General features: G+C 69.0%; 10 protein-coding genes. 4 read left to right on the plus strand and 6 right to left on the minus strand.

Going from position 1 to position 13,591, the window contains the following annotated elements; translation table 11 throughout:
- Nucleotides 1-19 precede the first annotated feature (19 nt).
- The 3 genes from treZ (at nt 20) to ACPYN9_RS09180 (ending at nt 2,935) form a co-directional block, all read left to right on the plus strand.
- Nucleotides 20-1,810, plus strand: a complete 1,791-nt coding sequence (gene treZ / locus ACPYN9_RS09170) for a malto-oligosyltrehalose trehalohydrolase (protein WP_424465893.1) — start codon at nt 20-22, stop codon at nt 1,808-1,810.
- Nucleotides 1,811-1,989: 179 nt separating this feature from the next.
- Complete coding sequence (locus ACPYN9_RS09175; RefSeq protein WP_424465895.1) at nt 1,990-2,580, plus strand: dihydrofolate reductase family protein; 591 nt, start codon at nt 1,990-1,992, stop codon at nt 2,578-2,580.
- A gap of 67 nt (nt 2,581-2,647) precedes the next feature.
- Nucleotides 2,648-2,935, plus strand: a complete 288-nt coding sequence (locus ACPYN9_RS09180) for a DUF2277 domain-containing protein (protein ID WP_424465897.1) — start codon at nt 2,648-2,650, stop codon at nt 2,933-2,935.
- An 8-nt stretch (nt 2,936-2,943) separates the two neighbouring features.
- Here the strand turns inward: ACPYN9_RS09180 and dinB are convergent, their stop codons facing one another.
- On the minus strand, nt 2,944-4,239 hold the full coding sequence (dinB, locus tag ACPYN9_RS09185; protein WP_424465898.1) for a DNA polymerase IV: 1,296 nt from the start codon (nt 4,237-4,239) through the stop codon (nt 2,944-2,946).
- 62 nt (nt 4,240-4,301) lie between these two features.
- Between dinB and ACPYN9_RS09190 the strand changes: the two genes are divergently transcribed.
- Nucleotides 4,302-6,023 (plus strand): long-chain-fatty-acid--CoA ligase, encoded by a 1,722-nt coding sequence (locus ACPYN9_RS09190; RefSeq protein ID WP_424465900.1) that lies wholly within the window; start codon nt 4,302-4,304, stop codon nt 6,021-6,023.
- Between the two features lie 98 nt (nt 6,024-6,121).
- Here the strand turns inward: ACPYN9_RS09190 and ACPYN9_RS09195 are convergent, their stop codons facing one another.
- The 5 genes from ACPYN9_RS09195 to ACPYN9_RS09215 all read right to left on the minus strand — a co-directional run bounded on the left by ACPYN9_RS09195 (nt 6,122) and on the right by ACPYN9_RS09215 (nt 13,586).
- Entirely contained in the window at nt 6,122-7,636 is a 1,515-nt protein-coding gene (locus tag ACPYN9_RS09195; protein WP_424465902.1) for a hypothetical protein, read from the minus strand.
- 111 nt (nt 7,637-7,747) lie between these two features.
- Nucleotides 7,748-9,262: an Asp-tRNA(Asn)/Glu-tRNA(Gln) amidotransferase subunit GatB gene (gene gatB / locus ACPYN9_RS09200; RefSeq protein ID WP_424465904.1), complete on the minus strand. Its 1,515-nt coding sequence runs from the start codon at nt 9,260-9,262 to the stop codon at nt 7,748-7,750.
- Nucleotides 9,262-10,788 (minus strand): Asp-tRNA(Asn)/Glu-tRNA(Gln) amidotransferase subunit GatA, encoded by a 1,527-nt coding sequence (gene gatA / locus ACPYN9_RS09205; RefSeq protein WP_424465906.1) that lies wholly within the window; start codon nt 10,786-10,788, stop codon nt 9,262-9,264. Before gatA ends, gatB begins: the two co-directional genes overlap by 1 nt.
- Nucleotides 10,785-11,084, minus strand: coding sequence for an Asp-tRNA(Asn)/Glu-tRNA(Gln) amidotransferase subunit GatC (gene gatC, locus ACPYN9_RS09210; protein ID WP_424465908.1), 300 nt, complete (start codon nt 11,082-11,084; stop codon nt 10,785-10,787). Before gatC ends, gatA begins: the two co-directional genes overlap by 4 nt.
- A 75-nt stretch (nt 11,085-11,159) precedes the next feature.
- Nucleotides 11,160-13,586: a DUF6882 domain-containing protein gene (locus ACPYN9_RS09215; RefSeq protein WP_424465910.1), complete on the minus strand. Its 2,427-nt coding sequence runs from the start codon at nt 13,584-13,586 to the stop codon at nt 11,160-11,162.
- Nucleotides 13,587-13,591 lie beyond the last annotated feature (5 nt).

Here is a 13,591-nt window from a genome sequence, read left to right on the forward strand (position 1 = left end):
TTCCACCAAGGAGTTCTCTGTGCGCGATTCACGCTTCGACGTCTGGGCGCCAAACGCCGAGACGCTGACCCTCCTCCTCGACGGCACCCAGCTGCCCATGCGGCGCACCGAGGGCGACTGGTGGGTGCCGGATGCGCCGCTCGAGGCCGATGAGGCGACGCACGACTACGGGTACCTCGTCGACGGCGACACGAATCCCGTTCCGGACCCCCGCTCGCGGTGGCAGCCGGACGGCGTGCACGGCCTCTCGCGCACCTTCGACCCGACCAGGCACCCGTGGCTGGATGGCGACTGGACGGGGCGACCGCTCGCGGGCTCCGTCATCATCGAGGTGCACATCGGCACGTTCACCCCGCAGGGCACCCTCGACTCGGCCATCGACCGCCTCGACCACTTGCAGCAGCTCGGCGTCGACTTCGTCGAAGTCATGCCCGTCAACGCGTTCAGCGGCACCCACGGCTGGGGCTACGACGGCGTCGACTGGTTCGCCGTACACGAAGGCTACGGCGGCCCCGCCGCCTACCAGCGCTTCGTAGATGCCTGCCACGAGCGCGGCATCGGCGTCATCCAGGACGTCGTCTACAACCACCTCGGCCCATCCGGGAACTACCTCGGCAAGTTCGGCCCGTACCTGTCAGACCACCACGCCACGGCCTGGGGCGACACTGTCAACCTCGACGGCGAGCACTCCGACGAAGTCCGCGCTTACCTGCGCGACAACGTGGCCATGTGGCTGCGCGACTACCACGTCGACGGGCTCCGGCTCGACGCCGTGCACGCGCTGGTCGACGACCGGGCCGTGCACATTCTCGAGGAGTTCGCGCGAGACGTCGACGAACTCGAGGCGCACCTGGGCCGTCCGCTCACCCTCATCGCCGAATCCGACCTCAACAACCCCCGCCTCATCACCTCCGACGAGGCCGGCGGCTACGGACTCGACGCGCAGTGGTCCGACGACTTCCACCACGCAGTACACGTCAACCTCACCGGCGAGACGAGCGGCTACTACGCCGACTTCGAAGGCCTCGACGCGCTCGCGAAGGTGCTCACGAAGGGCTTCTTCCACGACGGAACGCTCTCCACCTTCCGCGGCCGCCACCACGGCCGACCGCTCCCCGCGCAGACCCGCACCTGGCGCCTCGTCGTCTCCTCGCAGAACCACGACCAGATCGGCAACCGCGCCGTCGGCGACCGGATCACCGCCACCCTCTCCCCCGGCCAGCTCGCGATCGCGGCGACCCTCGAGCTCACCTCTCCCTTCACTCCCATGCTGTTCATGGGCGAGGAGTGGGGCGCCACGACGCCGTTCCAGTTCTTCTCGTCGCACCCGGAACCGGAGCTCGCGAAGGCGACCGCCGAGGGACGCATCGGCGAGTTCGCGCGCATGGGGTGGGACCCGAGCGTGGTCCCGAACCCGCAGGAGGAGGAGACCTTCACTCGCTCGAAGCTCGACTGGACCGAACTCGAGCGGCCCGAGCACGCGCGACTCCTCGAGATCTATCGCGAGCTCATCGCCCTCCGCCGACGCGAGGCTGACATCACCACGCCGTGGCTCGACGCGAGCACCGTCGCGGTGTCACAGGAGCACGGCACACTCGTCATCTCGCGCGGCAGCGTGGTCATCGCCGTGAACTTCTCCGACGTTGAGCGTGAGCTGCGCATCGAGCGAGCCGTCGAGGTCCTCTTCTCGACGGATGCAGACGCGGCGCTCGGCGAGACCACCGGCACCGTCACCGGCGCCCCGGTCCGCGCATCCGCGGTCCCGCTGCGTCTTCCCGCGCAGAGCGCCGCGGTCCTCCGCGTCAGCTAGCCCCTGCCCCGGGGCGCCGGAGGCCCGCGTCCGCTGCCGACCAAGGTGCGTGACCAAACGGAAGTTCGGGCAGCACGTGGCCTCGAAACCACGCTTTCATCACGCAAGTTGGACATGCGGACGTGGTCGTGCTCGGCCCGCTGGCTACTATGGTGCTCTCAACGCGAGGGAGCGCTCTCATGGGCAAGATCGTCATGTACGCCACGGTGTCAGTCGACGGATTTATCGCCGACGTCAACGATGATCCCGGCCCGCTCTTCGACTGGCTGACCAGCGGTGACGTCGCGCTCGACAACGGCGGCGTCCTGAAGGTCTCGCGGACCTCCTACGACTACACCCGGCCGTACTGGGATGGGATCGGCGTGACAATCGCCGGCCGCGGCGTCTTCGATCTCACTGACGGTTGGGATGGAACGCCTCCGAGCGGCGTCGACCATGTGGTCGTCGTGACACACCGACCGAAGCCGGAGGGCTGGCACCCCGAACTGCCGTTCTCCTTCGTCGAAGGCATTGAGGAGGCTGTCGCTCGAGCCAAGGAGCTCGCCGGTGACCGAACCGTCGAGGTGGCGGCAGGTGACATCGGCGGCCAGGCGCTGGCGGCCGGTCTCGTCGACGAGGTGCGGATGGACGTCGTGCCGGTGGTCTTCGGCGCAGGGAAACGCTTCTTCGGCCCCGTCGATGCGCAGCACCTGCTGGAGGACGCAGACACGGTGCTCCAAGGCCATCGGGTGCTGCACCTGCGCTATCCGGTGCGCCGCCCGGCGCGCTGATTCACGACGCCCGCCAGGAAGGCGGGTTCGCTTGTCGCCCACGGAACGTCGGCGTACCCTGAGCCGCATGTGCAGGAACATCACTGAATTGCGCGGGCTCGAACCCGCCGCAAACGACGACGAGATCGAGGCTACCGCGCGCCAGTATGTGCGTAAGGTCTCCGGAGTCACGCATCCGACCGACCGCACTCGCGAGGCCTTCGAGAAGGCCGTGCGCGAGATCGCCCACATCACCGAGCATCTCCTCGATGAGCTCCCCGAGCGGCGACAGCCGCCGAAGACGGTGCCACCCCTGCGACGCCCCGAGGTGCAGGCGCGCATCGCGGCTCGCGAGGCCGCGAAAACCGCCTCCTAGCCCCAGCCTCAGTGGCGGTCCTGCGTGTCGTCCTGCGCTCGATTGACCCGCTCACTGAGTCCGACGGTGCCGTCGCTGCGCTCTCCGCGGCCGAGCAGCGAGGCGGGGCGCAGCGCGAACTTGCCGAAGCGAGCAACCGCCTGATCGACGGCCCGCTCCGCTGCCTCCCAGTCGTCGTCCTCCTCGGCCCCGAACAGCGACAACTGGCCGACGCTGCCCGCCTCCACGAGCTGCTCGGCCCGCACCCCGATGAGGCGGACCGGCCTGGGCGGCACGAGGGCCGCGCGCAGCATCTCCCGTGCCTCGAGGTAGAGCGAATGTCCGACATCGCTCGGCTCTGCGAGCGTGTGCGACCGCGTGATCGTCGAGAAGTCGGACCAGCGGAGCTTGATACCGACCTGGCGCGCCTGCAGACCGGCGCGACGCAGGCGCGTCGCCACCGCATCCGCTTGCGCCCGCACCTCGCGCTCGAGGAACACGAAGTCGCTCACGTCTTCGAAGAACGTCTGCTCGTGACTAATCGACTTCTCCCGGTGCACCTCCTCGACGCCCCGCTCGTCGCGGCCCCACGCGAGCGCGCTCAGCTTCGCCGCACCGGCTTTGCCGACCACCCGCTCAAGCACCGGCACCGGGGTGTGGGCGAGGTCGAAGACCGTGTGGACGCCCACGCCTCGCAGCTTGGCCTCGCTCTTCTCGCCGACGCCCCAGAGCGCGCCCACGGGCAGGTGGTGCAGAAACGGGATCGTCTCCTCGTGCGGAATGACGAGCATGCCGTTCGGCTTGCACTTTCCGGAGGCGAGCTTCGCAACGAACTTCGTGGATGCGGCGCCCACCGAGCACGTGAGCCCCGTCTGCGCCTTCACCCGCTCCCGCAACCTCGCCGCGATTTCGCCAGGCGAGCCGAAGAGCAAGCTCGCCCCGGACACGTCGAGGAACGCCTCATCGATCGACAGCGGCTCGACGAGCGGCGTAAACTCCCGGAAAATCTCCATAACCTGCTGTGACGCCTCGCGGTACTTGTGCATGCTGCCTGGCAAGACAACCGCCTCGGGGCACCGCGCGATGGCCTGATGCATGGGCATCGCGCTGCGGACTCCCCTCGCGCGCGCCTCGTAGCTGGCGCTCGAGACCACGCCGCGCTCCCGCGTGCCGCCGACGATCACAGGCTTGCCCACGAGGTCGGGCCGCTCGAGCAGCTCAACGGCAACGAAGAAGGCATCCATGTCGACGTGGAGGATGCTCGCGGACGCGTCGCGGTCGGACGCCGCACCCGTCTGCCGCACGCCCATGTCTTTCCTCGTCATGCATCCATTGTGCGTTGCGCCACCGACATCTGCAGGACGCTCTGCGCGAATAGACTCTGCCCATGCAGCTCAACGAGTCTCGCGCCTGGACCGCCTTCTACGCACCCGGAACCCCGAAGGACATCGATGTCCCAACCGGCTCGCTCCCCGACATGCTGTCGGAGGTCGCCACCCGCTTCCCGGATAAGCCTGCTATCGAGTTCTTCGGCGCGCAGACGACGTTCTCTGAGCTGCAGGACCAGGTGCTGCGGTTCGCGCAGGGCCTGCGCCGCATCGGCGTGAAGCGCGGTGACAGGGTCGCGCTGATCATGCCGAACGCGCCGCAGCACGTGGTCGCGTTCTACGCGGTGCTGCGCCTCGGCGCCATCGTGGTCGAGCACAACCCGCTCTACACTCGCGACGAGCTGCGCACGCAGTTCGAAGACCACGGCGCCGAGATCGTCATCGCCTGGGATAAGGCCGCGCCCACGGTGCAGTCGCTCCCCCACTCCCTCGGCATCCGCCACGTGATCGCCGTCGACGTGACGCGCGGCATGCCGCTCAAGACCCAGTTGCTCCTCCGCCTTCCCATCGCCAAGGCACGGGAATCTCGCGCCAAGCTCAGCGCGAAGGCACCCGGCACCGTCCCGTTCGAGAAGCTGGCGAAACAGCAGCCGCTCGACGCCAGCATCCCGACCCCCGGCGCGGAAGACCTTGCCAGCCTGCAGTACACGAGCGGCACCACCGGCAACCCGAAGGGCGCGATGCTCACGCACCGCAACCTGTGGTCCAACGCCCGCCAGGGGGCGGCGTGGATGCCGGAGTTCACGGCAGGGAACGAGACGATCTACGGCGTCCTGCCCATGTTCCACGCGTTCGGCGTGCTGCTCTCCGTCATCTACTCGGTCAGCGTCGGCGCGAAGGCCGTGCTCTTCCCGACGTTCGACCCCGAGCTGGTCATCGAGGCGTCGAAGAAGTCGCCTGCCACGTTCATCCCAGCCGTCCCGCCCATGTACGACCGGCTCGCCCGCGTCGCGAAGGAGGGGAAGCTCGACCTTTCCGGCGTCATCTACGCCATCTCCGGGGCGATGACGCTCAACGACGGCATCGTGCACCGCTGGGAAGCCGTCGCGGGCGGCCAGCTCGTCGAGGGCTACGGCCTGACTGAGACCTCACCCGTCGCGCTCGGCAACCCCTTCACCGACAAGCGCAAGACCGGCACCATCGGCATTCCTTTCCCGTCGACCTTCATTAAGGTCACCGACCCGAGCGACCCAGGCAAGGAGGTCGAGCTCGGAGAGGTGGGTGAACTGCTCATCAAGGGTCCGCAGACCTTCCAGGGGTACTGGAACCGACCGGAGGAAACCGCCGAGGTGCTCATCGAGGGCGGTTGGGTGCGCTCCGGTGACCTGGTCGTGCAGGATGAGGACGGCTTCGTGACCGTGGTTGACCGCAAGAAGGAGCTCATCATCACCGGCGGCTTCAACGTGTCGCCCTCTGAGGTCGAGCGGGTCGTCACGGAGGTTCCGGGCGTCGCCGAGGCCGCAGTCGTCGGCATCAAGCGCGGTGGTGGGGCCGAGGTGGTGACGGCCGTGGTCGTGCTCGAGGAGGGCGCGAGCTTCGACGAGGCGTCTGCCCGTGCGTTTGTCCGCGAGCGGCTCTCCGAGCACAAGGTTCCGCGCGCCTACATCGTCTGGGAGGAGTTGCCGAAGTCGCTCATCGGCAAGGTGTTGCGCAAAAAGGTGCGGGATGCGCTGCAGCAGAACCGCGCCGCGACGGCGGCCCCTGCAGACGACGAAGACTGAGACGCGACCGCTTGGCCCCTCCTCCGGGGGGCGCCTCCTGACAGCGAAGAGCCCTCCGCCTGGACCCAGGTGGAGGGCTCGTCGCTGTGGCGGCGCCCTCAGGCGCCTGAGACGTACCGTTCGCCGTCCGGCGTGAGGCGTGTGCCCGTCGGGCCTTCGAGGTCGACGAGGCCCGCGCGCGCAGCCTGCCGAATGGAAGCCGGGACGTTGACCGGCACTCGCCAGGTCATGCGCTCGAACTCGCGTGCGATGCTCACCGCCGAGACCTCTCCGTCGCCGTCCAGTATGGACGCGATGGCGAGCGCGATCCGCTGCCCGTTGTTCGTCGGCCTGAGCGCAGCCGCGGCCTCATCGAGGCCCCACGAGCGGGCAGCGGTTGCTCGAGGACGTCCGGTGCCGCCGCTCCGGGCACCTGCGCGCGTGCGCGAGCCGATCGACGCGCTCGCCCCACGGCCGGGTGCTTCTGCTGCGGCGCCCGCGGCGACGCCGGGGGCCGCAGCGCGTGCCTGTCCTGACCGTGCCCGTGTGGATGCGCGGACCGACGATCGGGGTCTGCGCACCTGCTCGGGTTTCGCCGCCACGCTCGGGGGTGTTGCCTGCGGCCCAGCTGGTGCGTCGGCTGCCTGTTTGGATGTCGCGGCCGGGGCGCTGTTGATCCCGGAGGGTCGACGCCTGCGTGCAGCGCGGGCAGAACCGGTGGCCTCCGCATCAACTCCGGGGGAACCACGTCGTCCGGCCGCTCGGGAGGACTCGACCCCGGCCAGCGCATCCGGTGCGGACGTGCGGATGTCGATGGGGGTGAGCTCGGCGGCATCGACGCCGAACTCGACCACCGCGGTCACGTAGCTGTCGAAGACAGCGCGGTGCACCGCCGTCTCGTGCTGTTCGACGAGCGCCACGATTCCCGGCATGGCGTCGATGAGGCGCGCGAAGCCGTGGGCATCGTCGCCCTCATCGGCCAGCAGCGCCGCGGCGCGCACCGTGTGCTGGTGCTGTTCCCCCACGGACGCGCCGGCCTCCTTCTCCGCCTTGCGCGCCTGCTTCTTGCGCTTCTTCTCGGACTTGGACTTCGTGCCCTGCTGATCGGCCGCGTTCTGGGCTTCAGCAGCGCGCTCCGCATCGGCCTTCTTCACGGGCTTGTTTTTCCCGTCGGCCTGCTTCTTCGTAGGCTTGTCCTTCTGAGACTTGGCGTTCTTGGCCTGCTCGTTCTTCGCGTTGTCCTGCTCAGCCTCGTCCTTCTTGACGTCGCCCGTGCTGGACTTGTCCTTCTTGAACTTGTCGCCCTTGTCCTTCTGAGATTTATCCTTCTTCGCCTTGTCCTTCTTGGACTTCTTGCCTTTGCCTTTCGCGCGCGCGGGCTTCTCGCTCTGAGCCGCCTCGCCCTTGGCGTTCTTGCGCTTGTCCCCGGTGGCAGGCGTCGCGAGCACCACGTCGGCCGGTGGCACGGCTGTCTCCGTCGCAAGCGAAGGCTGCGGTACCGTGTCGGCGGCCGATGCAGGACGAACCACCGACTTCGGCGGTTGCACGCGTTCCTTCTTGACCTTCGCCCGAGGCCCACCCTGGGTCGCGTCGGGGCGTTCCGCCCCGCGCTCCTTGCCAGATTTCTTGCCCATACGACTCACTTCTCCGTTCACCGAGGCCCTGTGGCTCTGACGTTAGCGCCAGAGCCACAGAGGCACCTTGAGGTCGTGCCCGACAATCCCTCGGTGTACGACTGCTGCGTCTTACGAGTTCTGCGCGCGCTCCAGAACCAGCTCGCGGACGCGAGCGGCATCCGCCTTGCCCTTCATGGCCTTCATGACGGCACCGATGACCGCGCCGGCGGCCTGGACCTTGCCGTCGCGAATCTTAGCCAGCACGTCGGGCTGCTGTGCCAGAGCCGCGTCGATGGCCTCGATGAGCGGTCCGTCGTCGCTGACCACGGCGAGGCCGCGCGACTCGACGACCTCGGCAGGCGATCCCTCGCCCGCGAGCACGCCCTCGAGCACGTCGCGCGCGAGACGGTCGTTGACCGTGCCGGCGGTGATGAGGCCGTCGAGCTCGGCGATCTGCTGCGGCGTCGCGAGGTCTGTGGCTTGCACACCTCGGTCGTTGGCGATTCTCGACAGCTCGCCCATCCACCACTTCTTCGCGCCGGCCGCGGTTGCCCCCGCGGCGACGGTGGCGTCGACGACGTCCAGCAGACCGGCGTTGGCGATGTCCTGGAACTCCTGGTCGGCGAAGCCCCACTCTGCCTTGAGGCGGCGGCGACGGGCGACGGGCGCTTCGGGAAGCGTCGCCCGCAGCTCTTCGACGAGCTCACGGCTCGGGCGAAGCGGCATGAGGTCAGGCTCCGGGAAGTACCGGTAGTCGTCGGCGTCCGACTTCGGACGCCCGGACGACGTGCGGCCAGTGTCTTCGTGCCAGTGACGGGTCTCCTGCGTGATGGTGCCGCCGGATGCGAGGATCGCGGCCTGCCGCTGGATCTCGTATCGAACCGCACGCTCGATCGACCTGAACGAGTTGACGTTCTTCGTCTCCGTGCGCGTGCCGAGCTTCTCCTCGCCCCGCGGACGGAGCGAGACGTTGGCGTCGCAGCGCAGGTTTCCGCGCTCCATGCGGGCCTCCGAGACGCCGAGCGCACGCACGATGTCTCGGATCGTCGAGACGTAGGCGGCCGCGAGCTGCGGCGTCTGCGCTTCGCCGCCGAAGATCGGCCTGGTCACGATCTCGACCAGCGGCACACCGGCGCGGTTGTAGTCGACCAGAGAGTACTCGGCTCCTTGGATGCGGCCGGTCGAGCCACCGACGTGCGTGAGCTTGCCCGCGTCCTCTTCCATGTGGGCGCGCTCGATCGGCACGTGGAAGACCGTCCCGTCCTCGAGCTCGACTTCCACCTCACCGTCGAAGGCGATCGGGTCGTCGTATTGCGAGATCTGGTAGTTCTTCGGGTTGTCCGGGTAGAAGTAGTTCTTCCTCGCGAAGCCGGAGACCTCCGCGATCTCGCAGCCGAGCGCCAGCCCGAGCGCGATCGAGTAACGCACGGCCTGCTCGTTGACCACGGGAAGCGTGCCGGGGAGGCCCAGGTCGACGGGGCCGATGTTGGTGTTCGGCTCTCCACCGGTCTCGTTTCCCGAGTGATTCGGGGTGTCGGAGAACATCTTCGTCTTGGTGCCGAGTTCGACGTGCACCTCGAGCCCAATGACGGGCTCGTAGAGCTCCAGTGCGCGGTCGTAGTCCATCAGCTCTGCCTTGGCCATCAGCGTGCACCTGCCTTCAGCTGAGGGGCCTGCGCGAGCAGGGGTCCACCCCAGCGGTCTTCGAGAGTCTGTTCGAGTGCCGCGGCCACGGTGTAAAGGCGCGCGTCATCCCGGGCTGCGGCCATGAACTGGATGCCGACGGGCAGCCCGTTCTCGGGTGCAAGTCCACCGGGCACCGAGATGCCGGGAACGCCCGCGAGGTTCGCGGGAATCGTGGTGAGGTCGGCGAGGTACATCGACGTCGGGTCTTCGGCCTTCTCGCCCAGCTTGTAGGCCGTGGTCGGCGAGGTGGGGGCCGCCAGCACATCGACCTCGGCGAACGCCGCGGCGAAGTCCTGCTGCACGAGCGTGCGCACCTTCTGCGCGGAACCGTAGAAGGCGTCGTAGTAGCCAGCCGAGAGGGCGTAGGTTCCGAGGAGGATGCGTCGCTTGGCCTCATCACCGAAGCCCTTGCTTCGCGTTGCGGACATGACGCGCTCGACGGTCGTGGCGGATGCGTCAGTGACGCGTAACCCGAAGCGCACCGAGTCGTACCGAGCGAGGTTGCTGGAGGCTTCCGCTGGCATGATCAGGTAGTAGGCGGCCACGGCGTACTCGAAGTGCGGTGTCTCGATCCAGGAGATAATCGCGCCGCGCTCCTCGAGCACGGCGAGCGCCTCCTGGAAGCGCTGGGTGACACCGGACTCGAAGCCCGCACCGTCGGCGATCTGCTTGGGCACGCCGATGCGGAGTCCGCGCACGGAGTCCTCGCGGCGTCCTGCGAGCGCTGCGTCGGTGAACGACGGCCAGTCGCCGGTGAGCGAGGTGGAGTCTCGACGGTCGTGGCCTGCCAGCACATCGTGGAGCGCCGCGGTGTCGAGCACGTTGCGTGCCGCCGGGCCGATCTGGTCGAGCGAGGAGCCGAGCGCGAGCGCGCCGTAGCGGCTCACGCCGCCGTAGGTGGGCTTCATGCCGACGGTGCCGGTGACGGAGGCAGGCTGTCGAATCGAGCCGCCCGTGTCCGTTCCGAGCGCGAGCGGCGCCTCGTACGCAGCGACTGCCGCAGCTGACCCTCCGCCGGAGCCACCGGGAATGCGCTCGAGATCCCAGGGGTTGTGTGTCGCACCGTAGGCGGAGTGCTCAGTCGAAGAGCCCATCGCGAACTCATCGAGGTTGGTCTTGCCGATGATCACGAGGTCGTCGTGACGGAGGCGCTCGACGACGGTCGCGTCGTAGGGCGGAACCCAGCCTTCGAGGATGCGTGACCCTGCCGTCGTCGGGGTGCCCTTGGTCGCGATGTTGTCCTTGACCGCGACGGGGACGCCTGCGAGTGGGGCGAGCTTCTCGCCGGCGTGGCGCTTCGCATCCACTCGGCCGGCGGCGGCAAGCGCTGCGTCAGCGTCGACGTGGAGGAAGGCGTGCACCTGCCCGTCAACCGCTTCGATGCGCTCAAGGTGTGCGGTGGTCGCTTCGATGGAGCTGATGCTGCCCTCGGCGATCGCGGATGCCAGGTCGGTGGCGCTCAGGCGCGTGATGTCCGCGCTCACTGCTCTTCTCCCAGGATCGCGGTGACTCGGAACCGGGTTCCGTCGCTGTCCGGCGCGCCCGCGAGTGCGGCGTCGCGGTCAAGCGGCTCGCCGACCTCGTCGACGCGCGTGACGTTGTGCATGGCGATTGGGTGCGTCGTCACCTGGACGTCCGGCGTCGCCACCTCCTGCACTTTCTGGATCAGGTGCTGGATCTCGATGAGTTCGCCGGTGACGCGCTCGATCTCGCCGTCGGCGAGGTCGATGCGCGCGAGCTGAGCGAGGTGCTCAACGTCGGCGGCAGTGATGTCGGTCATTCGTCTCCGATAGTGCGTCGGCCAGGGCTGGACAAGTCTAGGCCGAGCACGGCGCATGGCCGTGCTTGTGGTGGGCTACTGGCGTGGTGGCTGGGGCGGCTGGCCGTTCCTTGGCCAGCGAGGGTCGTAACCAGGCTGGCCCGGCTGCGGGGGCTGGCCCTGGTGCGACGGCTGACCCGGGTAGGGCGCTTGACCGGGCTGTTGCCCCTGGCCCGGATACTGACCCTGGCCCGGATGCTGCTGCTGGCCCGGGTACTGCTGCTGACCCTGAGGCGGCTGCTGACCCTGAGCCGGCTGGCCGGGCCAGCCGCCTGCCTGGGAGGGATGCTGCGGGGCTTGCGTCGGCGGGAACTGCCGCGGCTGCCCCTGCTGCCGTGCATCGAACGCACCGTGCTGGCCTGGGAACTGCTGACCCGGGAACTGCTGACCAGGATGCGGTTGGCCGTGCTGCGGCCCTCGCCCGTCCGGGGCCCCGTAGGCGCTCGGCTGTCCCGGAGGGGCCTGCCAGGCACTCGGCTGCTGGCCACGCTGTGTCGGCTGCCCCTGCTGGTCGGCGTAACCGCCCTGCCACGGCCGGCCCTGCTGGGACGGCCGGCCCTGCAGGGGTTGCTGGCCCTGCCACGGCTGACCCTGCTGGGGTGGCTGGCCCTGCTGGGGTGGCTGGCCCTGCTGGGGTGGCTGGCCCTGCCACGGCTGACCCTGCTGGGGTGGCTGACCCTGTTGCCACGCCTGCCCTTGGGGCGGTTGTGCGTGCGCAGATGGGTAGTGCGGCCACGCTGGCTGGTTCGGGTTGCCTGGCTGGGGCTGCTGCCCACCCGGCGCTGGTGTTCCCTGGTGCCCCACGTATCCCGGCCCCCCGAACGGCTGCTGCGGGAACTGCTGGCCAGATGGTCCTCCCTGTTGCGGCTGACCTTGCGGGGGCAGCTGACCGAACGGGCCAGACGGCGTGCCGTACGCAGAGGGTGCCTGCGGCGGATTGGCGAGGTGCGGCGGCAGGAAACCCTGGGCCGCGCCTTCGCCGGGAGCGGGGGCTGGCACGGGCGGCGGGCCGCCGGCGGGCGGTGCCACGGCCGATGCGGGGGTGCGCTCCCAGCGTGGCGACGCGTCAAACGGTTGCCATGGAACGCTGCGTGTCTCGGGCTGCGGCGGTGCCGACGGCTGCACCTCGCCGTGTCGGTTCATCGCGCCGCCTGGCTGACCGGGACGGTCGGGCTGCTCCGAACGGAGGGGCTGCGCCGGGCGGTCTGGCTGCGCCGGCCGATCCGATTGCGCCGGTCGATCCGATTGCACTGGTCGATCCGATTGCACTGGTCGATCTGGCTGCGCGTGGCGCTCTTCGCGTCGTGACGCCTCAACGTAGGGCGCGGACGCGGGCACGACGGGAGGTGTCGGCGCTGGCAGACCCGCGGGCGGGACGACCGGGATCGGCGCTGGCTGCACGTCCGAGGTTTCCAGCTCGTGCAACGGCTCTGGCGACGTCTTCGAGGGCGCCTGGTCCAGCATCGAGCCGGGCGTCGACGCAGCAACGGGCTCCCGCGGCGGGACGGGCTCGGACTCAGACTCAAAGCCGGGCTCAGTTTCGCGCTCCGCGGAGGGCTCTGCCTCCGGCTCCGGCTGGAAGGTCAGCACAGGCTCGGGCTCACGCTCGCCCCTGGGCTCATCATCGAACTCGGCCTCGACCCTGGGCTCACTCTCAGCCTCGGGCTCGACCGAAGCTTCTGCAGCGGTCTCGGCTTCGGTCTCCGGCCGGGTCGCCACGTCGTGCTCCGGCTCGGCCGTCACCGAGGCGTCGGTCGAGGCGTCGGTCGAGGCAGTTCCGGCTTCGCCGGCAGATGCTCCAACGGTCGGCGACACGCGGACGACGAGGATGCGATGCGCGTCATCCAGAGTGACGTCGACGACGCCGGCGCTCGTGGTGAGTTCGTAGCTGGACTCGCCGGTGCGCTCGAGTCGCGAGGCCGTGCGCGCCGCGTAGGAATGGAGCGCACGCACGTGGTCGCCGAGGATGCCCGACTCGAGGGCATCGAGAATGGCGCGGGTCGCACGCTCGGCCGTGGTCACCGTGTCCGGGCCAGCTTCGACCATCAAGTGCACCTGCACGCCGGGCGCTGCCTCGACAATGACGCTGTCCCGCGAGCGGGTGAGCGCCTTTGCGGCGAGCACGAGCATGAGCGGTGATGTCTCATCGGTCTTCACCACGGATGACGACAGCTGCTCGGGCCCGCCGTCGTGCACGAACGAACGCACTCGCCCCGCGAGCGCGATCGCCTGCTCCGGGAAGCCGTTGACGTTGTTCCACCCCCACATCCAGGTGCCGGCGCTCTGCGCCACGCTGCCGATGAGCTGCACGGGAAGCACGGTCGAATCCGGACGCGTCTGATATGTGATCGACGGAGCGGTGAGGTCGACGTCCCATCCCGCATCGCCGAGCCGCTCGGTGAGCTGCGCGTGCGCGTCGAAGTGGAGGATGGCGGCGTCGTCCGCCAGATCTTGCAAGCTCACGCTGA

Origin of the sequence: Pseudoclavibacter helvolus (assembly GCF_049707175.1) — a bacterium.
GTDB lineage: Bacteria > Actinomycetota > Actinomycetes > Actinomycetales > Microbacteriaceae > Pseudoclavibacter > Pseudoclavibacter helvolus_A.